Genomic DNA, 24,643 nt, shown 5'->3' with positions numbered 1-24,643 from the left:
CATTATGGGGTGTAGGATTCGTCGTCGATGCCGATTTCAATGCGTCCGTCGCGCTCACGTACCTGGAAAACTCGCTGCAGTGGTTTCTTATTGATGGTTTGAATTCCAGTTGCTAATTCGTATTGCCATCCGTGCCACGGACATGTGACGCAGCCGTCGTGAACCTCGCCTGTTGCGATCGGACCACCTTGGTGAGCGCAAACACCGTCGATAGCATAGAGCTGGCCTCGTTGGCGGAAAATGGCAATCACCTGATCCTCAGCGACCACTTCTACAGCCTGCGATTCCGACAGATCGTTGGAACTTCCAACGTCGATCCAACGCGATGCTTCGGACGGATTCATCTGGATTTTCCCTCTCTTTTCGTTGATTCCGGTGTAGCGTGAAGAACCTTTGTGGTGAAAGTGTGCGTAGTTTACCTTGGATTCAGGTTTCACTCACGCCCATTATCCCGATCCAGCCGACCGCGTTACAATATTCGGCTTGATCTTCACAGTTTTTGACTCATCAATACGGAGCCTTGCTGAGATGCTGTTCAGAATTCAGATCCTGTTCCTCTCGCTTTTGATCGTCACGGCGGCGCTGGCGGACGAATCGACCTCGCGACCACAGGAATCACCTCAAACGGAATTAGAAGAGAACATGACAGTACCCGAACCAGTGGTTGAGATCGAGGGGATTTCGGAATACCGCCTTGATAACGGTGTCCGTGTGTTGTTGTTTCCCGACGAAAGCAAGGAAGTCGTCACGGTGAACATGACCGTCTTTGTTGGCTCGCGACACGAAGGTTACGGCGAAGCCGGCATGGCCCACCTGCTGGAACACATGCTCTTCAAAGGCACGCCGACATTTCCCGAAGTGCCTAAAGTGTTGCAAGACCGTGGCGCTCGATTCAACGGAACGACCTGGCTCGATCGTACCAATTACTACGAAACCCTGCCGGCGAGCGATGAGAATCTTCGTTTTGCGTTGGATCTCGAATCGGATCGTTTGCTCAACAGTTTTGTTCGCGGCGAAGATCTGGCAAGCGAGATGACGGTCGTGCGAAACGAATTCGAACGCGGTGAAAATTCGCCGCTTCGTGTCTTAATGCAACGGATGCAATCGGCCGCTTACGATTGGCACAACTATGGACAATCTACGATCGGAAACCGCAGCGATATCGAACGAGTTCCCGTTGTTAAACTGCGTAAGTTCTATCGTAAATACTATCGTCCCGACAACGTCATGGTGATCGTGGCGGGGAAGTTTGAACCGCAACATGCACTACAACAAATCGAGGAAACGTTTGGCAAACTGTCGAATCCGGATACGCCAATCGATGACACCTACACTGTCGAGCCACCCCAGGACGGTGAACGGACGGTCGTGCTTCGCCGAGTCGGCGATGTCCAATTTGTCGGAGCGGCTTACCACATTCCCTCGGGAAGCCATGATGACTATGCGGCAATGAAAGCCCTCGTCTATGTCCTCGGTGACGAACCGAGCGGTCGGCTCTACAAAGAGATGGTCGAAAAAGAAATCGCCAGTAACGTCTACACCTTGGCTTACGGGCTCACCGAACCTGGCCTCTTCATGGCATTGGCGGAGATCCCAAAGGACAATTCGATCGAGCAAGCACGCCAGAAGTTGATCGACGTCATCGAAGAATCGCTCCGTGACAATCCGATCACGGAACAAGAAGTGGAACGGGCTCGGCAGCAGATTCTGAAGGAACGTGAACTGGCCTCAGCCGATACCGACCAAATCGCCGTGTCGCTTAGCGATTGGGCCGCTCAAGGCGATTGGCGGTTGTACTTGTTGTATCGCGACCGCATTGAATCGTTGACGGTGGAACAGGTTCAACAAGCAGCGGAGCGGTACTTTGTCCAAAACAATCGCACCGTTGGACTCTTTATTCCATCCGATGAAGCCCAGCGAATTGATATCCCCGAATCGCCTGATCTGATCACACTCTTCAAAGACTATCAGGGTCGAGAAGCCGTTGCAGCGGGCGAGCAATTTGATCCTTCACCGCTCGCGATTGAAGACCGCACGACACGCGGTGACTTTGTCGGCGGCATGCGATATGCCGCACTCCCAAAGAAAACGCGTGGTGAGAGCGTCTCGCTGGTCCTAACCCTCCGATTTGGAACCGAACAGACATTGCAAGGAAGGATCGGCGCAATCGAATTGCTCGGCATGCTGATGTCACGGGGAACCGATGAGTTGGACTATCAAGCGTTGCAAGATGAACTCACTCGACTGCGTGCGGAGCTTTCGGTTAGTAGCACCGTGGGACTGTTGCAATTGCAAGTCAAGACAAAACGCGAATTCTTGCCAGAAGTGGTTGAACTGATCGGTCAAATCCTTCGCAAACCGCGTCTCGATGCGAACGAATTGGAAGTCATCAAGCGACAGGTTGTTACCAGCTTGCAACAGAATTCGAATGAGCCTCAAGCTGTATCGCCGCGATCCGTGCGCAAGCGATTGGCGCCGTACGCACCCGACCACGTTTTGTATGTGCAATCGATCGACGAGGAAATTGACATGTACAAGAAGGTCACCGTTGAAGAAGTCCGCGACTTGCATGAACATTTCATCGGCAACCAAGCGGGCGAGATTGCGGTTGTGGGCGACTTCGACATCGAAGAACTCGGCAAGCTCGGTCGCGAACAACTTGAGGGTTGGACAGCCGACCAGCCCTATGTCCGCGTTGATCGCGTCCCACATCCCAACGTGGAAGGGTCCATGGATGTGATTGAGACACCGGATAAGTCCAACGCATTCTTTTTCAGTAGTCAGCAGTATACCATGGACGATTCCGAACCCGAATTCGCAGCATTGACGCTGGGGAATTTTATTCTTGGTGGTGGCGGACTGAGCAGCCGGTTGGCGGACCGCGTGCGTCAGCAAGAAGGGCTGTCCTACGGTGTCCGTAGCAGTTTATCAGCCAGAGCGAAGGACCATCGAGTCGATTTGACGATCTATGCGATCACCAATCCAGCGAATCGGGAGAAACTCGTTCGTGTCATTGGCGAGGAGCTCGATCGCTTGATTGACGGTGGTGTGACCAAAGAGGAGTTGGAAAAAGCGAAAGAGGCCTATTTGCAGCGAAATCGCGTTACACGAGTCGACGATGCCGGCCTCGCCGCAGAACTCTTGTCGACGATCTTCAATGATCGAACGATGGAGTACTATGCCCAGCACGAGCAGCAGATCCAAGACGCGACGGTCGATTCGGTCAATGAAGCGATTCGTAAATACATTGATCCCGATCAATTGGTGATGGCGATTGCAGGCGACTTTGCAAGCGTCAAGGAGTAGCCAAACGCGGCAAATCGGCGTGATCGTCAGCGTTCGATGAAAACGTGAACTATGTTTCAGCAGGGGTCGGCCCATGGTCGGCCCCTCTTTTTTGCTGAATCATTGAAACCGTTACAATCGGAACTGGACGAGTGCGCACGGAGCTTTCCGTCGAAACGAAGCAGACATTCCAGGTCATTGGCCTGTTGGCTACGGTGTTGGTCGTTGCGATCCACTATCAATCGGCGATGCCCACTTCGGCAAATGTCCATGATGCATCCTATAACCAACTCCTGCAAGGGTTTCTGATCGGCGGCGTTGCGCGTGTTGCCGTGCCCCTGTTTGCATTTGCCGCCGGATTCTTCTATTTCCGAAGTGACGATGGTTCATTCAAGACCTATTTCAATAAGTTGCGTCAACGATGCCGTACGGTACTGATCCCCTATCTGGTTATAGGCGGAATTGCGATGCTCAGTTGGGTCAGTGTTCGATCCATCGAAGGCGATCCTGTTCCGTTTAACCTTGCTGAATTGACATGGACTTGGCTTGTGCATCCACCCGCCGAGCAGATGTGGTTCTTGCGTGACTTGATGGTCTTGGTTGTGATCGCGCCGTTGCTTCGAATGGCCGTGGACAAAACGGGTCATGCTTTTGTGATCCTCGTCGCGATGCTTTGGCTCAGTGATTGGCAACCGATGCCGATCGTCGGTGGTTGGTATGTCCTCCATACCGAAACGCTCTTTTTCTTCACGCTCGGTTGTGCCGCAGTCCATCGCGTGGATCTGCTTGAGCGTCTTGGGCGAGCTGGTACGTTCACGGCAATCAGTATGATCCTTGTTTGGATCGGTCTTTTGATTGCCCGTATCATGCTTCAACCCAATTTTGATAATTGGTATGTCACCGAGTACGACATTCAAAGTTTGTTGATTCAGAAGTGCTCGATTTTAGCCGGATGTTTGGCAATTTGGTCCGTCGGCTATCGGTTGCGAACTCCCTTGTTGTCTCGGTTGTCCGGAGCTGCTTTCTTTGTCTACTTGGTGCACGAGTTTCCGCTGCGAGCCATCGTTCAACGGACCGCAGCGCTGCTCACCAGCGAACCAACTTCATTTTGGATGATCACGCCAACGGTCGTGTTGAGCTGTTTTGTGACCGCGTTGCTGTTCAGTCGCTATGCACCATCGGTATTCGCCTTCGTGACGGGTGGCCGCACTCCGCAATCGGCATCTCGCTTGACCGACACGATCCGGATGTCCCCAAATTGCGTTCCTTATTCATCGTCGATCGCTGGCTGATAGGAGACCAAGAACATGATTCTAATGATCGCACTCTTCGTGCTCGCTGCGATTCTTTGGATCGTCCCGCTGCTTCAACATGGACGAACGCCGGTCATCGGCGCATTGGTTCTGTTGACAGGGACCGTTTTTGGCCCCGCGTTCTTTTCGATCGACGGCCCAATTCAAATGAGCCTCGATCGTTTGTTGTTTGTTGCCTTGTTGGGCATGCTTGCGATTCGTTGGCGACAAGGGCAACTGCAATGGTCTCGCTTCACTCGAACGGACTGGGGGGTTGCAGTGTTGCTGATGTGGCTGCTCGTAAGCTCCTTGATCAGTGGTCCCGCACCGCAAGGACAATCCCCTATCTCGGATTGGCTGTCATGTTTTGCCATGCCCGTCGGGATGTACGTGGCTATCCGGTTGAGCGATATCCGCGCAAGCGACATGCTGTGGGTGCAACGAATGCTGCTTGGCTTGAGCGTGTACTTGGCGATCACAGCCGTATTCGAAGTCACGGGCCTTCACCGTTTGGTGGTTCCACGCTACGTCGTGGACCCCACCGAGTGGGAGTTCTTTGGTCGCGGTCGTGGGCCCCTCATGAATCCCTCCGGCAATGCGATTGTCATCAGCATTGGTTTGGTGATTGCGGTGCTGGGAATCATTCATTCGACTCGGCGCATGAAGCTCGTTTATTCCCTGTTGACGATCACGCTCTTGGCGGGCGTCTACAGCACGCTAACACGGAGTGGTTGGCTTGGTGCGATCGCCGCAATGGGCGTGATCGTGCTGGTCTATTCTCCTCGCTGGGTCCGTGTTCTCGGCTTGGCCAGTATCGTGGTCCTTGGCGGCGCGAGCGTTGCAGGGTTGAAAGACCAATTTCTGAGAATGAAGCGAGACAAGAACCTGACCTCCGCTGACGCGGAAAAGTCCGTTCAACTACGTCCGCTACTGGCCATCGTTGCATGGGAGATGTTTAAGGACAAACCCATCTTTGGTCATGGTTACGGACACTATTTTGCGTGCGCGGATTCCTACCACAACATCCGAACCTACGACATGCCTTTGAATCAAGCACGTCCCTATGCGCAACACAACGTCTTCTTGTCGATCTTGGTTGATTCTGGCTTAATGGGGCTGACGATTTTCGTTTCCATCCTGATCACGATTTCATCGCTCGGGTGGCAACTGGCTCGGAACACCAGTCTGTCGATTGCTGTGCGCAATGGCGGTCTACTTTGGTTGGGCGGATTCGCAGCCTACTTCTGCAACGGGATGTTTCAAGATGCCTCGATCATTCCCATGGCAAATATGTTCCTCTTCTTCTTGGCAGGGATCGCAATGACGCTCCACCAGCGGGGTCTTGCGAAAACGCCTACGCTCTCGCCACCAGTAGCCATTGCTGGCACGGGATTGCCGGCGGCACTTAGTCATTAGAACGACTGGTTGCTAATAACAACCGATCGACAATGAAATCCCAAGCAGGCGGAGCATGGCCGTCCGCGGTCGGGTCAAAGAAATCGACGTGTGAACGATCGACAATCACGAAATCGACGTGGGAGCGATTGACAATCACGAAATCGTCGATGCGACGTCGCTCCAAGCAACGATTCCATCTTTGGATGGAACAATCATCTCGATCAGCGGTTCCCCAGAACGCTCCGATACCGACGCCGTTCCCGGGATCACCGGCGGTTGAGCCATCAGCGAGGATACGCTCAGCACAAAAAGGAAGCAAGCGATCCAGGGTAACCGAGCGAGGTTGGTCAAATCAGTTTGCCTTCAATTTGTAGCACATCAACTTATCCTGCTCTCGCAAATACAGTTTGCCATCAGCGATTACTGGGTGGGCCCAACTCTTGCCTTCCTGATACGCAGGTTCGAAGACGCTGACGATTTCAAGTTCCTCGGGGTTCACCTTGGTCAACATGATGGTGCCGTCCTCACGACGATACAGAATGTGACCATCCGCGTGAATCAAACTGGCCTCGCCTTTTCCCTTGGCTCGCTCGGGACCCCAAGTGATTTCGCCGGTCGCCATGTCAACGCACGTGGGCATCCCTTGGCCGTTGCCGTGCCCACAGTAGATGTAGCCATCGATCAGGGTCATGCCTCCGTGCTTGTTCTGGAGCGTCCGGCCTGTCAACCAGTAGACCTCTTCGACATCAACATCGTTGGTTCCCGCAGCCACCAACTTCAACAGCGCCGAACCGGTATTGTACCCAGTGCTAGTAAAGACATACTCACCGTCGATGACCGCTGTTGGGACATTTGCGGTGTCGTTCGCAACGCGGTTGTATTGCCAAAGCAGCTTGCCATCTTCTGCCCGAATGCCGATCAAGCCACGTCCGACAAGTTGGACATATTGCTTGACACCGCCACCGTTGGTGATGATCGGCGAGGAATACCCCGCACCTTCCTTCAGTGGTTTTCCATCGTTCTCAGGGGTCGGGTCGGACATCGTGCATACCCAAATCTCTTCGCCGGTCGTTTTGTCCAGCGCGACCACCATGCCTTTGTCACCCCCCGGTGTGCAGATCACCTTGTTGCCATCGACAAGCGGTGACTCACTGAACCCCCATCCGCTCATCATCTTTCCATTCCAATCGCTAAAGTCGCGGCTCCAAATTTTGTCTCCGTTGCTCACATCCAGACAGACGATCTTTCCGTCGCTGCTGACCATGTACAATCGATTGTCGTCGATGGTCGGTGTGGTGCGGCTGCCGGGGTATCCATGTTTGGGAACTGACTCGGTGATCGCAGTTTTCCATAGGATGCTTCCATCGGTCGCATCCACGGCGATGACCGATTGGCTGTCTTCCAAATCGCCTGACGTGTAGATCCGGTTCCCAGCGACCGACACATTCGCATATCCACTGCCGAGTCCCTCGGCCATCCACGCCAGCTCGGGACCGTCTTCGGGCCAAGCCTCGAAGAGCCCGGTTTCCGGCGAGTGGTTCGCACGATCTTGGCCTCGCCATTGCAGCCAATCTTCTGCCTCGACAACGTTGCAAAGCGAAGCGTATGCAAACGAAAAGGCCAACACGCAGGCGAAGGAAAATGCACAATGGGGCCGCAGCAATATTCGAGTCATCAAAGGATTTCCTAGTGTTTTCAAGGGGAGGGGGGCAGACAGAGACGTGTGTCCATCTGAAAACGGTGGGCAAGCTGGCAAACAGGGGTAAAAAGATCGCCATGAATACGATCTGCTAATTGTAGGCAGATTGAGTCCGGTTTCGCTAGTTGCAACGCATAAATTGCCGACAAGCTGATTCACCGACGAAACACACCCCGCTCGCCAATCGGCATGAGACAAAACGCCGCTGCGACGAATCGGATCGTTTTTTGTGGGAGATTTGCGAACCACAGCGAACCGAAACAAATCTTTTCTGCCACGAGACGCAAACCAACCGCGTGAAGTGTGCAAGAATGGTCGACAAAATCATTTGGCCTTTCTTCACTAGGATCCCAATCCCGTGCGCTATACAAACTGTTGCACCCTGCTCATCTTCTTTTTCTCCGCGATCACGATCTCAAGCGAAGCGTCCGGCGAAGCAACCATCAAGGTGAACGCTGCGAGCGCCCCGGCGGCATTCGGTGCTGCGGAGATTCGCCATTCGCTTGAGACGCGACCTGTCGAGGGCGACTGGCAGATTCATCTAGGGGTCGACGCGTCAAACGGCAACATCAGACCCGAAGGGTTTCAGTTAGAGGTTAACAAGTCCGAGAACCGAATCGACGTCATTGCGGTAGATCCCGCAGGGCTGCTTTACGGTGGATTAGAAGTCGCTGAAGTGATTCGTACCGCAGGAATCGATGCGATCAAGCCGACGCTGCAAAACCCCTACATGCAAATGCGAGGCACCAAGTTCAACATCCCGCTGGATGTGCGCACCCCAAGCTACACCGACGTATGCGATGCCGCGCAGAAGAATATCCCAGAGATGTGGAGTTTTGAGTTTTGGAAAGAATACATCGATACACTCGCTCGCTATCGCTACAACTTTGTCTCACTTTGGAACCTGCATCCGTTTCCATCCATGGTTAAAGTCCCAGCCTATCCGGATGTCGCGCTAGAGGATGTTTGGCGATCGAACGTTAAATGGGACGAACACTATTCACTGGAGGGGAAAGACTTTGTTAACGAGGAAATCCTTGCGGACGTGGAAGTGGTTCGAAAGATGACGATCGATGAGAAAATCGACTTCTGGAAACGCGTGATGGCGTATGGCAAATCTCGCAACGTCAATTTCTATGTTGTCACATGGAACATCTTTACCTATGGGACCGATGGCAAGTATGGGATTACCGACGACCCACATAATGAGACAACTCGCGACTACTTTCGCCAGAGCGTCAAAGAGTTACTGCTGACTTACCCCGACTTGGCAGGCGTTGGGTTGACCACGGGGGAAAACATGCACGGCATGGATTTTCAAGAAAAAGAGGATTGGGCGATGGCTACTTACGGCCAAGGAACGCTTGATGCTGCCCAGCAAAAACCCGATCGTAAGATCACCTTCATCCATCGACAACATATGGCCAAGGCGCAAGATATTTCGCGAACCTTCGAGCCACTCGCCCAACAATCAAACGTCAACTTCATCTTCAGTTTCAAATACGCAAAGGCTCACGTCTATAGCGCGACGACTCAGCCCTACCACGACAACTTCGTCAAGGACTTGGGCGATATGAAGACAATTTGGACACTCCGCAACGACGATGTTTATTACTTTCGTTGGGGTGCCGCTGACTTCGTCCGAGAATTCGTTCGCAACATCCCTCATGACGTCTCGCTTGGCTACTACTACGGTTCGGACCAGTACGTTTGGGGTCGCGAGTTTCTTCAGCGAGATGTCGAGGGTACTCGTGAGCTCGAGATCACAAAGCATTGGTACCAATGGATGCTGTGGGGCCGGCTGGCTTATGCCCCCCAACTGAGTAATGAACGATTCCGCCAGATCATTGCGGAACGATTTGCCTTGTCGCCATCCGATGCCAGCAAACTCTTTGATGCATGGCAGAACGCATCGATGATCTATCCAACAACGACCGGTTTCCACTGGGGACCCCTTGACTTCCAATGGTACATCGAAGCGTGCCAAAGCCGTGAGAGTTATGCAGAAAACGAGACGGGCTTTCATGATGTGAATCGTTTTATCAGCCTGGCGCCACACCCCAAGAGCCGGTTTCAATCGATCAAAGACTTTGTCGCGGGAAAACCCAAACCCGATGACGTGCTGACCCCGTTTCAAGTCGCGGATCGTCTCGACGAGTATGCTTCCAAAGCCTTAGATTCGAGCAGCGACATTTTGTCGCAGAGCACGAGTGGCGAGCTGCCAAGAACCCTTGCAGATATCAAGATTGTCTCTGAACTTGGTGCTTACTACGCCGACAAGATTCGCGGAGCGACGGAGTTGGCAAGTTTCCGAAACAGCCCGACCCCGGCTTCGAATCAAAAAGCCATCCGACATCTTGTTGACGCTGCCCGTCATTTTCATGCCTACGTGTCACTTGCGACACAGGACCACCTCAACCCACTTTGGACCAATCGTGTCGGGATTGTCGATTGGAAGCAAACCTACGCCTACACGCTCCAGGACATTCGGATCGCGGGTGGCGACCCAGCGGATTTCGAGCTGCCGCCCGAGTTCTGATCGATTGCCGCGGGACCTTTTGGCAGCAAGAACACGGGCTGCCGCTAAACCGTGACCGTCGTTGCAAGCGAGTTGTGTTGGAGGATTCAGGCGTGGCGAGTTCCCAATGCCCAGGGAACATGCTCGGTCGAGGCATAAGTGGTTGGAATCTCCTCCGGCCACCTGCTATCTTAGCGTTCATGGCTGATGTACCCACCATTCTATCTCAGATCGTTCAGGGTGACTGCGACGCGGCGGAGCGGTTATTGCCACTGGTCTATGACGAGCTTCGCCGACTTGCCGCAGCCAAACTGCAGCATGAAAAACCGGGGCAGACATTGCAAGCAACGGCACTTGTCCACGAAGCCTATCTTCGCTTGCTCGGTACCAACGGAGAGCAATGCTGGGATAGTCGCGGTCACTTCTTCGGCGCTGCCGCCCTGGCCATGCAACGTATTTTGGTCGAAAACGCACGCCGCAAGAAAAGGTTGAAGGCGGGCGGGGATCGCAAGCGAGTTGACATCTCCGCTGTCGAGCCCAGGATTTCCGGTCCATCGATCGATCTTTTGGCACTTAGTGAAGCTTTGCTCAAGCTGGAGGAGAAGGATCCACGCAAAGCAGAATTGGTGAGACTGCGTTTTTTTGCGGGACTGACACTCGCCCAAGCGGCGTTTGCGCTCGGCATTTCGCAGTCAACGGCCGACAATGATTGGGCTTATGCAAAGAGCTGGTTGAAAGTGGAAATGCAGAAGCATGATCTTCCCTAGATATTTTTGGCTCATCCGGCGGAAGCGTGCGCAGGAGGTTTTCGAGGCATCTCTCCGGTGTCCCATGATTGCTGGCAGGAGCTATTTTCACTTGTTATCGTGCAGTTGCCGGTAGAAACGGAGTCGAGCTCTGCAGAGGTGCAACTTGACAAGGGATATCCCGGTCGACGGTGCGCCAAGGGTGCTACCGGTTCCCGGCGGACGACCGACCGTCGGGGACTCTTTTCTAAGAGATCATTGGACACCGGAGCCATACCTCCAAAAAAACCTCGAGTCTAGATTCCGCGCGCTTCCGTCGGATGAGCCATATTTTTTTGGGTGTTTTGATTCGGAGAATCGCATTGAGTGTTAGAAATCAACCCGCTCGATCCCTACGAAGTCGCATGATATGAACACGAATCCGCGCGATGAAGAACTCATCTTCAACTCCGCTCGCAAAATCGCTTGCTCTGAAGCAAGGGCGAAGTACGTTGAGCAAGCATGCGGGGGTGACGCCAGTCTGAGGAAGCGAGTCGAAGTTTTGCTGAACACATTGAGTTCGGGGGCGCTGTTTCTGGAGTCTCCCGCGTTCGGCCCCCCCGCCGACCGCCAGGATCTTGATGAAAAGCCTGGCATCGAAGTGGGGCGATACAAGTTGATTCGGAAGATTGGCGAGGGGGGATTCGGAGTCGTCTACCTAGCGGAACAGAGTCATCCGATTCAGCGCAACGTCGCGTTGAAAATCATCAAGCCGGGTATGGATACTCGCGAGGTGGTGGCAAGATTCGAGGCCGAACGCCAAGTCTTGGCGCTGATGGATCACCCAAATATTTCCAAAGTGTTTGATGGTGGGGCAACCAGTTCGGGACGCCCCTATTTCGTGATGGAGTTGGTCGAGGGGGTTCCGCTAACAACGTACTGCGATGAGAGTAAACGGTCGACGCGACAACGCCTTGAGCTGTTCATCACCGTTTGCAATGCGATCCAACACGCTCATCAAAAGGGGGTGATTCATCGCGACATCAAGCCATCCAACGTGCTCGTCACCGTTCAGGACGGTGAGCCTTTGGTCAAGGTGATTGATTTTGGTGTATCAAAGGCGATTTTCCAGCAGTTGACCGAACAGTCGGGGGTCACTCAGTATGGACAGATGCTCGGAACACCTCAGTACATGAGTCCCGAACAGGCAGGTGCGAGCGGCGTTGACATCGACACCCGCAGCGACATCTACTCGCTGGGGGTTTTACTTTACGAATTGCTGACCGGTGCGACTCCGCTCGATCCGTGCAAGCTTCACCAAAATGACTACAAAGAAGTTCAGCGATTGATTCGAGAAGAGGACCCACTCAAGCCTTCGGTTCGATTTTCAATCTTGAACGAACAGTCAGCATCGCTCGCCTCCCTTCGCGGATCGGTTCCTAAGAAGCTGGGAAGCTTACTTCGCGGTGAACTGGATTGGGTGATCATGAAGTCGCTCGACAAGGATCGTGATCGACGGTACGAAACGGCCAATCAATTTGCTGCCGACATCAACAACTACCTACGAGGCGATGCCGTCGAAGCATGTCCCCCCTCATGGCGTTATCAGCTCAAGAAGTTTTCCAAAAGAAACCGGGCGACGATCCTCACGGGGGCGGCGTTTGCGAGTGTGCTTTTGGCGTCAACGATCGTGAGTACGACGCTGTACCTTTCAAAGTTGGAATCCGAAGGCGACGCCGTCAATGCCAAAACAGTCGCAGAGCAGGCGCAACGGGATGCTGTGAAGGAGGCGGCGAATAGCCGGGCACTCGTGAATTCACAGCGGCTTCGAATCGCAATCGGTGCCTATAACAATGGAAACATCCATCAGGCCATGGAGCTGCTTGGAGACTTTGAGTATCAACCGGGAGATTCAACGGATATTGCCAGACGCTTTCTGGAGAGTCTTTGCAAGGATCAGTCGGGCGAGGTGATATCGATCGACGTCAGCCCAATTCAGGGTTTTGCGATCGATCCCGCGGGTGAGTTCTACGTGGCAGCGGAATTTGGCAATCGAATCGTATTGAGGTCACTTGGTGCAAACGCGCGCGAGCAACTTGTTATCGACGAAGAGACCGTTGCGGGTTCTCGAATCCGTCAGCTAACGATCAGTGCCGATGGTCAATGGCTGATCGCAAAATGTCGCACCCCTAGCAATACAGGTATCATTGCCGCTTGGGAAATCACAAGAGACAACAAGGCCATTGCGATGAAACGGGTTGCCCAGCAAATGCTTCATGATGCCGTTATCGCAAACGTCGATCTGCATGTTGGGACAAATCGGATCGCAAGCTTGGATATCGAAGGAAGGATCAAAGTTTGGCAACTCGATACTGGCGAGCTCGTTAACGAAACCAGGACAAGTTTTGGAAACAAATCGAATATTTGTTTTTCTCACGATGGTAGGCTCCTTGCGACTCACGAATTACGCAAGGGAGAGATCCATCTGTATGCCGCGTTGACGCTTGAGGTCGACAGCGTGCACCACTATGCCGGACACATTTCCAGTCTCCGTTTCTCACCAACGGAGATGGCGTTGGCGATCACGGGTCACAGCGGTACTGAAATTTGGAATCTGACCCACCCGACGGCTTTGCAGGTTCGCCGACTTGATTGGCGCCGATCCTTTTCGTGTTACTATTCGCGAGACGGACAGCTGCTGAGCGTTTATAGTCCTGACGAGAAAGCGGTCAACGTGTTTGATGCTGCTTCGGGGAAGATGCTCTCTCGGTACCGAGGCGAAATGACAGACGGTTGGAAAAACAGTTTAGCGTTCTATGACGATTTGCAACTTGCCGGGTTGGGCGATCACGAGCTGAACGTCTTTGATGTTGCCAAAGCGACACGCGGATTCGTCCGCACGGCGAGACAATGGCACGCCCCGCTCGGAAGTGCGAACCACCATGCGAAAATCGCCTACCCGACTGAGGAGGAGTTGATCTGTTCTTGGGATATCGTAGCAGGAACCAAGACGATTCTAGGATCAGCTGAAAACGTGGCGCCCGTTCAAGCCGTCGCTTACTCGGAAGACGCCACCCGGATCGCCGTGGCAAGACGTATCGGAGAAACAGCGCCACGCAAGCACCTCGTGGAAATTTGGGATGTGAATCGTCGAATCGTCTTGGACCAGTTTGAAACGGAGCCTGTTTGGACGTTGCATTTTTCTCCCGTCAGCAGCGATCTGCTGCTGGTTGTTGGGCAAATGAGCCAATTGAGAAACCTGAGTCGCGTGAGTCCAAGCACGCAGACACTTACAGACAGGAACACGATCTCGGCTGCGTTTTCCGACGATGGAAGTCGCTTGCTGCTCGGTGGAGGTGTGCCATGGGGAGAAGCACCAGACAAATTCAGTGAGGCGAGGCTCTGGCAGATCGATGCATCGAACCAAGCGGTCGACGAACAGGTGATCCCGACGTATCGAACCTATTCCAGTGCATTCTCGTCCGACGGGAAGCTGCTGGCATGTGTTGACTTGAACAGCGACAGCATCTTTTTGTGGGATCTCAAAAGGGGAGAGAAACACTCTGAGATCAAGATGAGCAGCCCACGAGTGATGTCGGTTGATTTCTCGCCCGGCGACGAATGCATGGTGGTGTCGAGCCCGGCAGGTGAGATCACGTTCGTGGACTATCGGAAGGGTGAGGAAATTGGAACGTTCCAGGTCAATCAGTCGTTTCGCCACGTTCGCTTCTTGGATCATGACGATCGGATCGTCGCTTCGACCATGGACGGTGCGATTTTGCAATGGGCTTATTAGTCACCCATCAGTGCGCCACGTAGTGTCCCCTGCTGCAAGTCGGACATGCCGTTTTCCACTGCTTGCGGATGACCCAGCCGAAACAGGGCCACCGCGAGATTGCAGGTCCGTTTGCTGGAGCGGATATCGTTTGTCGTCATTCAGAAACTCGACCAACGGGCTGAGCAAATGGGGTCCAACTGGCTCAAACGCCTCACACCAAAGGTTGATCCAGGCCGGATTCTCGGCGATTAAGAGGCGAACCAAACGTGTCGCAGAATCAGTGTCCTGTAGAACACCGCGGCGATCCGGATCATTGGCAAGCAAGCATGCTGCACGCAGCAAGGTCAGCGGTGCAGCGGGCCGGCAACGGGTGCTCCCACCGATTGCCGGGACGGCCTTGGAAACGATCGTGTTTTCACAATAGATTGTTCCCGATGAACCTGTTTATCGAAGCTTCATCCGCTGACTCAATGAAACCCTCTGCTTCATCATGCATTTGAATCACACCTCTACCACTTTGACTGCCGCTCTGGTCGGTTTCAGCTTTCTGCTCTCCCGTCCCGCGGAAGCATCACAGCCGATGAAGCCGAAGCAGCTTGGGGCGTGTACGCTGCCAGGGCGATCGCCCGGCGCGGTCCAATGCGACGGGAAGCTTGTCTTCGCAACCAATTGGAACGCCAACGCTGACACGCAACAACTTCAGATCTTCGATATCTCGAATCCCGCCTTGCCACAGCGTCTCGGCTTTTTCCGAACTCGCGGACACGCTTTTAAGATTGCGGCGACCGGTCATTGGGTATTTGCCGAAGTGCACGACAACGGAACTCAAGAAATCGTCATGCTATTCGATAGGACGAACACCGAATAGGAAGGATCGTCCACCATGGAAGTCACAAACGCGTTACTCCGGAGCAAACTCCGCAAAACGCTGCTTTTCGCTTGCTTTCATGTAGGCGTCGGCTCCATCAATGGTCTTTTCATCCACCAAACGCTGCAAGGAGTCGTCCATCAACAACATCCCTTCGCGTCTCCCGGACTGAAGGACCGAGGTGATTTTTTCAATCTTGCCCTCGCGGATAATGTTCGCCACGGCGCTCGTTCCGAATAAAACTTCATTCGCGGCCACGCGTCCTTGACCTCCTTTGCGAAGCAGCAACTGTTGCGCGACGATGCCTCGAATCGATTCTGCCAACATCGTCCGAATTTGAGCCTGTTGATCGCTGGGAAATACGTCGATGATTCGGTCAATGGTTTTGGGTGCACTGTTCGTGTGCAACGTCCCGAACACCAACGTGCCCATGCTGGCTGCGCTGATCGCCTGGCTGATGGTCTCCAGGTCCCGCATTTCGCCAACCAAAACGACATCCGCATCCTGTCGGGTGACCGTACGAAGTGCGCTGGCGAAGGATGGCGTATGCTCACCTACCTCGCGGTGGGTAATGATCGATTGGCGGTTCGCATGGACAAATTCAATCGGGTCTTCGATCGTGACGATGTGCTTGCGCTGCTGTTGGTTGATATGGTCGATCATGGCAGCCAACGTCGTCGATTTCCCACTCCCCGTGGGACCCGTGACCAACACCAATCCGCTACGAAGTTCGGTGAGTCGCAATAAGACCGGCGGCAGCCCCAATTCCTCGACGGTTGAAATCCGAGTCGGGATCAACCTCATGACCGCACCATATCCGGTGCGTTGAAAGAAGTAGTTGCAGCGAAATCGCGCCTCATCACCGATACCGTAAGCAAAGTCAAAATCTAAATTCTGTTCGTAGCGACTGCGTTGGCCCTCACTACACAATTCGAACATGTACTCGGCCAAGCGTTCTCGAGACAAAACGTCATGATCCTTGATGATTTGAATCTGCCCATCAATGCGGTATTTGGGGGGCTGTCCAACGACGAGGTGCAAGTCCGATGCATTGACTTCCTTCATCCGCAGCAGCAGGGGATCGAGATATGCCATCGGTTACACTCCCTCCGAAGCCAGTTCGGCTTTGACGTACTTAGCATTGTGAGCGTATTCGCCGGCGACCTCGGCAGTGATCCGCCCCGCCTTTGCCAATCGAATCAGCGAGTCGTCCATCAAGATCATGCCGTGTTGCTTGCCGGTTTCCATCACCCCGTGGATCTGATGAACCTTCTCTTCGCGGATCAGGTGCCCAATCGCTTGAGTGTTGACCAAAACCTCAACCGCAAGGGCCATCGATTCGCCATCGGCACCCGGCAGCAGCAATTGCGAACAGATGCCGCACAGAGACTCGGACAACATCGCACGAATCTGTGGCTGCTCTTTCGGCGGGAATTCATCGAGAATGCGACCAATCGTTCGAACGGCGTCGGGCGTGTGGAGCGTGGCCAGCACCAGGTGTCCCGTCTCGGCGGCCGTAATCGCCAGCGATGTCGTTTCCAGGTCGCGCATCTCTCCCACCATGATCACATCGGGCGCCTCGCGTAACGCAGATCGCAATGCATTGGAGAACGAATGCGTATGCGTGCCAACTTGGCGTTGATTGACGTGTCCTCGTTTGCAGGGATGCACGAACTCAATCGGATCCTCGAGCGTGATAATGTGCTCTGCTCGTTGACGATTGATCCGGTCTACCATTGCGGCAAGTGTCGTTGTCTTTCCGCTGCCTTTGGGGCCGGTGACGAGCACGACCCCAACACGATGCTCCGTGAATCGCTTCACGGCATCAGGCAAATTCAAATCCTGGAACGAAGGAATTGTCTCGGGAATCAATCGGAAAACTCCGTCCACTCCGCGATGCTGAAACAGCAAGTTGGCTCGGTATCGTCCTAGCTCTTCGCCACCGTCATACGAAAAGTCCAACTCGAGCTTGTCGTAGAAAGTCGTCTTTTGCTCTTCCGTCAAGACCGACAAAAGAGATTGCTTGGCGACGTCGGCCGACAAACGTTCGCAAGGCAGTTCGCGAAGGAGGCCATTCACTCGAACGACCGGCACAATGCCAGAGATCACGTGTAAATCCGAAGCTCCCAACTGGCGCGCTTGCTGCATCAAAGAGTGGATTCGTTCCACGCCGCCCAGAGCAAGCGACCGAGCTCGATCGTGCCGAGTGACGTTGACTTGCTCCTCCGTTCCTGAATCACTGACGGCCGGTAGGTCTGCAATCGGCGAAGCGGGAGCGGAAGCTGCATGGGACGGTTTCGCTTGCTCTGCATCGCAAGGCGGTTTCGTCTCAAGAGTTTCCTCCATTTGACCGATTTGCTCGGCAAACAACTTGTTCACTTGCTTTTTGAAAACCGCTTCGAATTGAGACGCGGTGTTCTGCGACATAACCTGCCGCTCAACCAGTTGCTTCAAGGCTTCAAGCGGATCGGAAAAATCAGACAGGAGTGCGTCGAGTTCGTCCTCGGGAAGCAACTTGTTGTGAATCGCAATCCGCCGGAATACCTGCTGAGTCACTTTCGACATGACGGCCTCGGTCTTAGGTGGGGAAGTTGGGGCTTGTCGAAATCGGGGTTACTCGCAGTCTAACCGCTCGGCCAACCAATTACAAAGAGATTCCGGTTCCGCGAATGCACGACCCGATAAGGTCAGCCGAAGTCCCAGTCAATTCGGAGCCGAACGCGGTATTCGTCGTGCGGAAATTCATGCCGAGTGCGAACGACCAAGATACCCCGTTGCACTTCCATCTTGGACACGATCCTTTCCTCAAGCAAAGACCGCATCGCATCCTGCAATGGCATTGGTATCGTCACACCGTCATTCGCCACGGAGCAAGCGGCAATTGAATCATGGCATCACATTGTTATCTGTCGTCTTGGTCGACGCTGATCTTCCACGAAACGCCAAAGCGGTCAATCACGATACCATACCAAGCCGTAAACGCGGATTTGGCAAGTGGAATCAGCGTCTGGCCTCCGTCAGCCAACGCATCAAAAACGCGTTTCGCGTGGTCCAAGGATTTCAATCGCAACGCCAGAGAAAAGCCAGCAAAAACCGCCGCAGGTTCACCGTCGAGGTAACCGACGTCGCTCGCCATGAATTCAGTGCCGTCAATCCGAAATGTCGCATGAAAGATCATGTCTTCCATGCCCGGCTTCATGTGTGATTGGTCTGGGCTATCGCGGAACCGCATCAAGAATACCGTTTCGGCGTCGAGCGCGTCGTGATAGTGCTCAAGCGCCTCTTCGGTCCGTCCCGCAAATCCAAGTGTTGTAATGGTGGCCATTGGGTCGAACCGGGGGATGATTTTGGAGAGGAGAAAACGCCGCAACGGCATCGTGGTTTACTGCTCGGACCGTTTCATGTCAATAAGCTCGAGCTCGCCCATTTTGTTGAACGTCGACGAGTGCGTTTCCCACAGCTTTTGGTCGTTCCCGCAATGACCCGATCGCGGACCCACGAAGCTCTGATCCATCTGGGTGTCATTCGTCGAGCCCATACACGATGAGAGGTGGATCAACGAGGCTAGGCGTTTTTCTCCATTGCCGATATCGAGCTCGGTCGATTGCATGTCCAAGGTCAGCGAAAACGGTACTCGCGATCATCAACGTAACGACCATCAGCAAAGAAATCGCCCACAGTTGCATCGCAGCCCGAATTCCTGGTCGCGTTGACACGTCCAGAGAGGTTCCGTCTGCCGGTGCCGTCAGCCCATAGACCGCAATAACCACCGGCAATCCAAAGAGGATACACGCCGCGACCGTCGGCAACGTAACATACACGCAGAGGATCGCGAACGAAGCCGTTGTTACGAGCAGGGTGGAAATTCCGAAGGTCTTCATGGGTTCGCTGGGCACCATTGGGCACTTCGAATGGTATCGATCTTGAGCACCCAATAATCCTTCCCCACTTCCTCCACACTACCGTCTGGGGTCTGAATCACACCAACCACCAGATTATCACGTTCGATGCGGAATCGTGCGTCGACCCGGATGTAGTTCTTTTCAAACGTCCCTGCTCGGCGCTCTCCCTTAGTAACCGGCAATACGACGCGTTCAAATGTGGGATTGTCCATCACCAACGGCATGCCGTCGGTCAATCGGAGTTCGTTACCAGTTTGGTCGACAACCGCCACAAAAGCAAAATCTGGATACAGATAAACAACGGCGTCTTGTGGCTCCCGAGTGGACTCGATTCCCGTTATTCCGTCGCTACATCCTGACGCAACCAACAAGATCGCGATCAAGCACGCAAGGAACGAACGGACAATCGATGTCGTCGCGTAAAGGAGTGCGGCAACCCAGCCCCATCCTGCAACGAACGAAGTGAAATGGTGGATCGTTCGACGCTGGTGTTGGAGGTCCACCCAGCGGTCGTCGCTATCGCTTGGCATTGGCTTGCTGTGTTGGTGAGCGGCCTTGCAGTTGTGTCGAGGTTATAAGTTGAGCAGGAGCGTTACCCTTCACGTTCGATGTCCGGTAGATTCTCGTTCACGTCGGACCAATGATCGTACCGAAACAAGCATTCCGTCACAGCGGAATGCGGGAATTCCCATATCCCTATCAAGTCGCGTTCACCGTCCACCGTGATCGGAAAGGCAAGCTTCTCAATCGGCGGCGTGAACTGGGCATCCACATCCGAGCGGTTTCCGCGAGCGTCGATGCGATACCACCCGTACTCAGACAGATACACGGCGTTCAAACCATGAAGGCAAAATGGCGGTCCGTGACCGTCAAGGGAAAGTCGCTGGTAGCACAGCCCGGCTGGTATTCCGCTTGCTCGGAGTAAAGCACAGAGCAGATGGCTTTTTGCGTAGCAATATCCCGTTTTGTGTTGAAGGACATCCGACGCGCGACAGGTCACTGGATTTTGCCTGTGGTCAGCGCTGTGCTTTATCGTGTCCCGAACGAATTCAAAACAGTTTCGAGCCGTTTGTTCATCCGAATCACACACAAGTCGTTTTGCCTGATCGGCAACATTGACTGCGTCCGTGTCGATCACATCGCATTTACCGACGAACTGACGCGGGTCAGGTTCCACAATCGCCTCCCCTCAAATCGAGCCTCTTGCATTCATTGGTTTGTCCGTATCGTGCCACGGACGGATTGACCGTCATCATCCGCGTTCATGCAAGTCTATCGTCCGACTTGCACGGTTGCAAATTGCGAACGAAAGAAAGGAAAGCTAAAACACAGAGGCACGACTGGCGATTTTCCCAAGCGAGTGATTCTGTGCCGGTATCGATAGGTATGTAACTAAAAACAGCCAAGTTGGGTTGCCAAAGATGCGCGAGCGGCATTCGAGGGGAAGAGCGTTTTGCAAAACCTCTATTGGGGCAAGATGGATCGAGATGGATTCATCACGGATCGCGTAGCAGACCGATGGCTTGGTCGTAGTACGCCGATTCCCATCCCATTTCATGTTGCTTGCAAAACTGACTCAGTTGTGTGTATCGCTCAATCGGGTCGACTCCCATGGCCCAAGCGATCTTGGCGTGGCATTCGGGACAAAGGTAAAGAGGCAACCGATCCGATTCCTGCAAATGGTTTGCACCACACATATTGCACTGATAGGCGATACAGTGCGCAAGCGAAAACATGTGACCCGTTTCATGGGTTGCAATTCGGAGCGTACGACGAAGACAAAGCAGGTAGTCTGCTTTGCTGTTGCTCGGATCACCGTTACGGTACATCGACCAAACGCCCACTCGATCTCGTAGCGAAGCTTGACCAAAGACGAAGTTCCAACCTCGACCTGGCCAAAGATCGGTCGTGGTAAAGGCAATGTACGCCGCAGCATCGTCTGGCAATCGAGGCTTGAGCACGTTCTTCAACAGGTACGTTGAGAGCATCTGCGGCACCTTCCATTCGGGGTGTTCGCGACGTGCTTTTTGGGGAACCGTCGTCGAAGGCAGCACTTTGCAAAGACGGACCGTCGTATGCATGTAAAGGGCTAGATATTCAGAGGCAAGCTCGACGATCTCGCTTTGCTTCGCGTCGAACTCACCGATGGGCTGGACATAGAGAATGTGTCGTCGTCCTGTCGGTCGGACGGGGTCCGAGGCAACGTACTGGCGAAACGTTTGACCTACTTCCTTTTGCTGGTCCAACCAATCACCGGGCGACGGCTTTCCCAGTTTACGATGAATCCGTTCTAGCTGTCCGATCGTCCTCTGTAGGGATTCTGGGTCGATTTGCTGGAAGCGTCCCAGATCAACGGGTTCAAACGTCTTAACGATCCTTGGTCGGGAACGATCCTCACTTCGCGCGACCTGGCTGACCAAACCGAGAACCACCAGAAAACATAATCGAAGAACTCTTTCCATCTCTCAATCCCGGTCGGGGTATCGTTTCCGCTACTACAACATTGTCGGTTGAACTCGAGACACAAACAACCGCGACGGCGAGAAACCCATCGAAATCGACAACCGTGCATCGGCTGCTCCATTCCTCCACTTCCAGTGGATCTGAAATGACGTACCGTCCGGGGGGATGAATGTGGTAGCGAATCGCAGTAACATTCTCTTTTGAGCTAGAGTGCCATCGATACGCTTGTGCCGGAGAAATGCAAACATGAATTTGATGTACACCGAGAGTGAAGTTCAGACATTGAAGGCCCAGGAAGCCAAGGACTACTGTGTTGCCTTGATGCGGCAGCTTGAGGCCAGATCAGAAGGGCCGATTTCCGCAGGCGAGGTCCAATTGCAGGAATTGCAGTATGAGTTGGAATTGAAGCAAGCTGAGACGGAAGACAATCGGCAACGCGAAGCACACCTGGAACGGATCAAAGATCTTGAACTCGAGATTGAACGCGAAAAGGCAGAGTTCTCACGATCGGAGAAACAAACTGACGAGGTTCGCCAGCGGCAAGTGCAAGTGATTCAGCAGGTGTCGGAGTCGCAAGAAAAATTGAGCATTGCTTTGGACCGTGCGACGCGAGAACATCATGTTAAATTGCAAATGATGCAGGCGGAACATGATGCCAAGCGAGAAGCTTTGCAGAACGAATTGCACGAATTGACGGACAAACGTGACACGCTGATTGAGCAGATTGGGAAATTAGCGGACTTGAGTACTGCTGCGGATGATGTGGATCGATTGAGAGCCGAAATCGAGCAGAAGCGACTCGAGGCGCTAAGGCAACAAAAGGATCTTGATGAGCAAACCGAAACGACTGTGTTCGAGAAAGAAAAAGAGCTGAAGCGGATTCGACGTGAACACGACATTGCGCTCGCGGAACGGAACGCTGCTCACCGCAAGCTGATGCTTGATGCGAACCTTGAGGCTGCCGATGGACTGCTCTCTGAACTCGGATTCACTCGCATTGCTCCAGCGGAATACGAACACTTGAAACAGCAGGCCGAAAGCAATCAAACCCGGTCGGAGCAGGAAGTTCAGGCCATTGAAGCTGCGGCGATCGACGAGTTTAGGAAACGATTCAGTATCAGTTCGAATGACCCCATCGATGTAACGGAGTTGTACTACCGCGAGCGAGCTTTACAGGAAGAGAATCAGTCGCACGAGCAGCAGATCGCCAAATTAGAATCCGAGATTGCAAGAATGCGCACGCATATCGAAAGTGAGTCGACACGCGTGGCCAAGGCGATTGAAGCCGCCCGAACCAACATCCAAAACAACATTGAGCCCGGCGTGAAGCGATAGTCGTTGGGTTCTCGCCATCATCGGCGTGGTTCACCACCCAGACCGTTCTCGGTGTGCTGTTATGCTAAGCAACTCTTCGCAAGGGGTAGATTGTTTCAACGCTTCGGATCTGTTGCTTGGCCATATGCATCGCCGAGGCAACGACTTGGTGCATGTCGAAGTAGCGATACGTTGCCAAGCGACCGCCGATGAGGTAGTTCTTGGGCAACTTTGCAGCGTAACGTTTTTGTAAAGCTTCGCCGGCGTCATTGTTGACCGGATAATACATTTCGTCCCCCACCGACCAATCTGCGGGATACTCGCGAGTCACGACGGTGTGGTCGCATTCAAGCGGTTCAAAATGCTTGTGCTCGATACATCGCGTGTAGGGTGTCTCGGCATCGGTGTAGTTGACGGCCGCGACGCCTTGATAATCAGGTTGGCTGATCAATTGATGCTTGAAACGTAAGCCTCGCCAATCGCTGGCCCCCAGTTCATAATCAAACAACCGGTCAAGGGGGCCGGTATAAACAATGGACTTTCCCATCGACTCGAACCGGCATCGATCGGAAAGAAAATCCACTTCCGTTTCGACAGGAATCCCTTGCAGCATCGACTCGAAAAGCTTCGTATAGCCGCCCTCGGGGATGCCACAGTAGCGATCGTTGAAATAGTCGTCGTTCCATGTCAACCGAATGGGCAGCCTGCGGATGATGGAGCAGGGTAATTCGCTCGGTTCGCGGCCCCATTGCTTCTTGGTGTAGCCGTACACAAACGTCTCGTAGAGCTCACGCCCGACTTGAGACAACGCCCATTGTTCCAAGTTCGCCGGTTGCTCGATCTTAACCCGTTCCGCCTCCAGCCGTTCCTTGGCCTGCTGGGGTGTTGTGACGCCCCACAGTTGATGGAGTGTATTCAAATTGATTGGGAAGGAGTACAGCTCCCCGCGGAAATTCACCTTGGGACGATAGCTGAACCTGCTGAAGCGTGCAAAGCGATTGACGTATTGCCATACAGCGTCGTCATTGGTGTGAAAGATGTGGGGTCCATAGCGGTGAACGTGGATACCGCCCAGGTTGGCGGAATAGCAATTGCCACCAATATGATTGCGCTTTTCGATGATCAAGCATTTGGCCCCTGCATCAGTCATTTGCCGGGCGAACACCGATCCGAACAGTCCGGCTCCAACGATCACATAGTCATACATCCGCTTCTCGAACTCCCTACATCCGTTATCGGGCGAATTCTTGTCTTCTGCGACGACTTGGCACTTCGGATCAGCCCGAGTGTGCGGTTTGTATCAGTTGAATCGACGGGATCACTCCAGCAGCTTCAACAAATAACTTGACTTTTCTGATTCGGCAAAGTTGTATGAATGCTCGGATGCAGTACACGTGTACA

The 24,643-nt window shown here is 53.6% G+C and carries 20 protein-coding genes; 8 read left to right on the top strand and 12 right to left on the bottom strand.

What is annotated here, in order from left to right; translation table 11 throughout:
* Positions 1 to 2: 2 nt before the first annotated feature.
* Positions 3 to 344, bottom strand: coding sequence for a Rieske (2Fe-2S) protein (locus Poly41_RS24185; RefSeq protein WP_146529728.1), 342 nt, complete (start codon positions 342 to 344; stop codon positions 3 to 5).
* Positions 345 to 528: 184 nt separating this feature from the next.
* On the opposite strand from Poly41_RS24185, the gene Poly41_RS24180 reads away from it, so the two are divergent.
* The 3 genes from Poly41_RS24180 to Poly41_RS24170 all read left to right on the top strand — a co-directional run bounded on the left by Poly41_RS24180 (position 529) and on the right by Poly41_RS24170 (position 5,993).
* Entirely contained in the window at positions 529 to 3,306 is a 2,778-nt protein-coding gene (locus Poly41_RS24180) for a M16 family metallopeptidase (RefSeq protein WP_146529726.1), read from the top strand.
* A 131-nt stretch (positions 3,307 to 3,437) separates the two neighbouring features.
* A complete protein-coding gene (locus tag Poly41_RS24175; RefSeq protein WP_146529724.1) occupies positions 3,438 to 4,577 on the top strand; it encodes an acyltransferase family protein in 1,140 nt (379 codons plus the stop codon).
* Positions 4,578 to 4,592: 15 nt separating this feature from the next.
* Positions 4,593 to 5,993: an O-antigen ligase family protein gene (locus tag Poly41_RS24170; RefSeq protein WP_146529722.1), complete on the top strand. Its 1,401-nt coding sequence runs from the start codon at positions 4,593 to 4,595 to the stop codon at positions 5,991 to 5,993.
* Between the two features lie 135 nt (positions 5,994 to 6,128).
* Here the strand turns inward: Poly41_RS24170 and Poly41_RS24165 are convergent, their stop codons facing one another.
* On the bottom strand, positions 6,129 to 6,326 hold the full coding sequence (locus tag Poly41_RS24165; RefSeq protein ID WP_146529720.1) for a hypothetical protein: 198 nt from the start codon (positions 6,324 to 6,326) through the stop codon (positions 6,129 to 6,131).
* A gap of 1 nt (position 6,327) precedes the next feature.
* Entirely contained in the window at positions 6,328 to 7,650 is a 1,323-nt protein-coding gene (locus Poly41_RS24160; RefSeq protein ID WP_146529718.1) for a PQQ-binding-like beta-propeller repeat protein, read from the bottom strand.
* 382 nt (positions 7,651 to 8,032) lie between these two features.
* On the opposite strand from Poly41_RS24160, the gene Poly41_RS24155 reads away from it, so the two are divergent.
* The 3 genes from Poly41_RS24155 to Poly41_RS24145 all read left to right on the top strand — a co-directional run bounded on the left by Poly41_RS24155 (position 8,033) and on the right by Poly41_RS24145 (position 14,713).
* Positions 8,033 to 10,213, top strand: a complete 2,181-nt coding sequence (locus tag Poly41_RS24155) for a carbohydrate-binding family 6 protein (RefSeq protein WP_146529716.1) — start codon at positions 8,033 to 8,035, stop codon at positions 10,211 to 10,213.
* 179 nt (positions 10,214 to 10,392) lie between these two features.
* Positions 10,393 to 10,959, top strand: a complete 567-nt coding sequence (locus Poly41_RS24150) for an ECF-type sigma factor (RefSeq protein ID WP_146529714.1) — start codon at positions 10,393 to 10,395, stop codon at positions 10,957 to 10,959.
* A gap of 388 nt (positions 10,960 to 11,347) precedes the next feature.
* Complete coding sequence (locus Poly41_RS24145; RefSeq protein ID WP_146529712.1) at positions 11,348 to 14,713, top strand: WD40 repeat domain-containing serine/threonine protein kinase; 3,366 nt, start codon at positions 11,348 to 11,350, stop codon at positions 14,711 to 14,713.
* On the opposite strand, the gene Poly41_RS34335 is transcribed toward Poly41_RS24145, so the two are convergent.
* On the bottom strand, positions 14,710 to 14,853 hold the full coding sequence (locus tag Poly41_RS34335) for a hypothetical protein (protein ID WP_197231593.1): 144 nt from the start codon (positions 14,851 to 14,853) through the stop codon (positions 14,710 to 14,712). The genes Poly41_RS24145 and Poly41_RS34335 overlap by 4 nt on opposite strands.
* Positions 14,854 to 15,185: 332 nt before the next feature.
* On the opposite strand from Poly41_RS34335, the gene Poly41_RS24140 reads away from it, so the two are divergent.
* A complete protein-coding gene (locus tag Poly41_RS24140) occupies positions 15,186 to 15,563 on the top strand; it encodes an LVIVD repeat-containing protein (protein WP_146529711.1) in 378 nt (125 codons plus the stop codon).
* Positions 15,564 to 15,596: 33 nt separating this feature from the next.
* Here the strand turns inward: Poly41_RS24140 and Poly41_RS24135 are convergent, their stop codons facing one another.
* The 7 genes from Poly41_RS24135 to Poly41_RS24105 form a co-directional block, all read right to left on the bottom strand.
* Positions 15,597 to 16,658 (bottom strand): type IV pilus twitching motility protein PilT, encoded by a 1,062-nt coding sequence (locus Poly41_RS24135; RefSeq protein WP_146529709.1) that lies wholly within the window; start codon positions 16,656 to 16,658, stop codon positions 15,597 to 15,599.
* 3 nt (positions 16,659 to 16,661) lie between these two features.
* Positions 16,662 to 18,128 (bottom strand): type IV pilus twitching motility protein PilT, encoded by a 1,467-nt coding sequence (locus Poly41_RS24130; RefSeq protein ID WP_146529707.1) that lies wholly within the window; start codon positions 18,126 to 18,128, stop codon positions 16,662 to 16,664.
* A 337-nt stretch (positions 18,129 to 18,465) separates the two neighbouring features.
* Positions 18,466 to 18,888 (bottom strand): VOC family protein, encoded by a 423-nt coding sequence (locus tag Poly41_RS24125; protein WP_146529705.1) that lies wholly within the window; start codon positions 18,886 to 18,888, stop codon positions 18,466 to 18,468.
* 196 nt (positions 18,889 to 19,084) lie between these two features.
* Complete coding sequence (locus Poly41_RS24120; protein WP_146529702.1) at positions 19,085 to 19,444, bottom strand: hypothetical protein; 360 nt, start codon at positions 19,442 to 19,444, stop codon at positions 19,085 to 19,087.
* Positions 19,441 to 19,995, bottom strand: coding sequence for a hypothetical protein (locus Poly41_RS24115; protein WP_146529701.1), 555 nt, complete (start codon positions 19,993 to 19,995; stop codon positions 19,441 to 19,443). Before Poly41_RS24115 ends, Poly41_RS24120 begins: the two co-directional genes overlap by 4 nt.
* 62 nt (positions 19,996 to 20,057) lie before the next feature.
* Entirely contained in the window at positions 20,058 to 20,555 is a 498-nt protein-coding gene (locus Poly41_RS35460; RefSeq protein WP_261344912.1) for a transglutaminase-like domain-containing protein, read from the bottom strand.
* Between the two features lie 406 nt (positions 20,556 to 20,961).
* Positions 20,962 to 21,927, bottom strand: a complete 966-nt coding sequence (locus tag Poly41_RS24105; protein WP_146529699.1) for an archaemetzincin — start codon at positions 21,925 to 21,927, stop codon at positions 20,962 to 20,964.
* A 247-nt stretch (positions 21,928 to 22,174) separates the two neighbouring features.
* Between Poly41_RS24105 and Poly41_RS24100 the strand changes: the two genes are divergently transcribed.
* Positions 22,175 to 23,263, top strand: a complete 1,089-nt coding sequence (locus Poly41_RS24100; RefSeq protein ID WP_146529697.1) for a coiled-coil domain-containing protein — start codon at positions 22,175 to 22,177, stop codon at positions 23,261 to 23,263.
* A 64-nt stretch (positions 23,264 to 23,327) separates the two neighbouring features.
* Here Poly41_RS24100 and glf read toward each other — a convergent pair whose 3' ends face one another.
* Positions 23,328 to 24,449 (bottom strand): UDP-galactopyranose mutase, encoded by a 1,122-nt coding sequence (gene glf, locus Poly41_RS24095; protein WP_146529695.1) that lies wholly within the window; start codon positions 24,447 to 24,449, stop codon positions 23,328 to 23,330.
* Between the last annotated feature and the right edge of the window lie 194 nt (positions 24,450 to 24,643).

The sequence above is a fragment of the Novipirellula artificiosorum genome, assembly GCF_007860135.1.
In the GTDB taxonomy this organism is placed as follows: Bacteria; Planctomycetota; Planctomycetia; order Pirellulales; family Pirellulaceae; genus Novipirellula_A; species Novipirellula_A artificiosorum.
Note: the sequence above shows the minus strand (reverse complement) of the source record. Positions and strands in the feature narration are given on the sequence as shown.

Excerpts from the sequence above, each read along its gene's own strand:
- Poly41_RS24185 (WP_146529728.1), bottom strand. The coding sequence starts at position 344 with ATGAATCCGTCCGAAGCATCGCGTTGGATCGACGTTGGAAGTTCCAAC.
- Poly41_RS24180 (WP_146529726.1), top strand. The coding sequence starts at position 529 with ATGCTGTTCAGAATTCAGATCCTGTTCCTCTCGCTTTTGATCGTCACG.
- Poly41_RS24170 (WP_146529722.1), top strand. The coding sequence starts at position 4,593 with ATGATTCTAATGATCGCACTCTTCGTGCTCGCTGCGATTCTTTGGATC.
- Poly41_RS24160 (WP_146529718.1), bottom strand. The coding sequence starts at position 7,650 with ATGACTCGAATATTGCTGCGGCCCCATTGTGCATTTTCCTTCGCCTGC.
- Poly41_RS24150 (WP_146529714.1), top strand. The coding sequence starts at position 10,393 with ATGGCTGATGTACCCACCATTCTATCTCAGATCGTTCAGGGTGACTGC.
- Poly41_RS24145 (WP_146529712.1), top strand. The coding sequence starts at position 11,348 with ATGAACACGAATCCGCGCGATGAAGAACTCATCTTCAACTCCGCTCGC.
- Poly41_RS34335 (WP_197231593.1), bottom strand. The coding sequence starts at position 14,853 with ATGACGACAAACGATATCCGCTCCAGCAAACGGACCTGCAATCTCGCG.
- Poly41_RS24140 (WP_146529711.1), top strand. The coding sequence starts at position 15,186 with ATGCATTTGAATCACACCTCTACCACTTTGACTGCCGCTCTGGTCGGT.
- Poly41_RS24135 (WP_146529709.1), bottom strand. The coding sequence starts at position 16,658 with ATGGCATATCTCGATCCCCTGCTGCTGCGGATGAAGGAAGTCAATGCA.
- Poly41_RS24130 (WP_146529707.1), bottom strand. The coding sequence starts at position 18,128 with ATGTCGAAAGTGACTCAGCAGGTATTCCGGCGGATTGCGATTCACAAC.
- Poly41_RS24125 (WP_146529705.1), bottom strand. The coding sequence starts at position 18,888 with ATGGCCACCATTACAACACTTGGATTTGCGGGACGGACCGAAGAGGCG.
- Poly41_RS24120 (WP_146529702.1), bottom strand. The coding sequence starts at position 19,444 with ATGAAGACCTTCGGAATTTCCACCCTGCTCGTAACAACGGCTTCGTTC.
- Poly41_RS24115 (WP_146529701.1), bottom strand. The coding sequence starts at position 19,995 with ATGCCAAGCGATAGCGACGACCGCTGGGTGGACCTCCAACACCAGCGT.
- Poly41_RS24105 (WP_146529699.1), bottom strand. The coding sequence starts at position 21,927 with ATGGAAAGAGTTCTTCGATTATGTTTTCTGGTGGTTCTCGGTTTGGTC.
- Poly41_RS24100 (WP_146529697.1), top strand. The coding sequence starts at position 22,175 with ATGAATTTGATGTACACCGAGAGTGAAGTTCAGACATTGAAGGCCCAG.
- glf (WP_146529695.1), bottom strand. The coding sequence starts at position 24,449 with ATGTATGACTATGTGATCGTTGGAGCCGGACTGTTCGGATCGGTGTTC.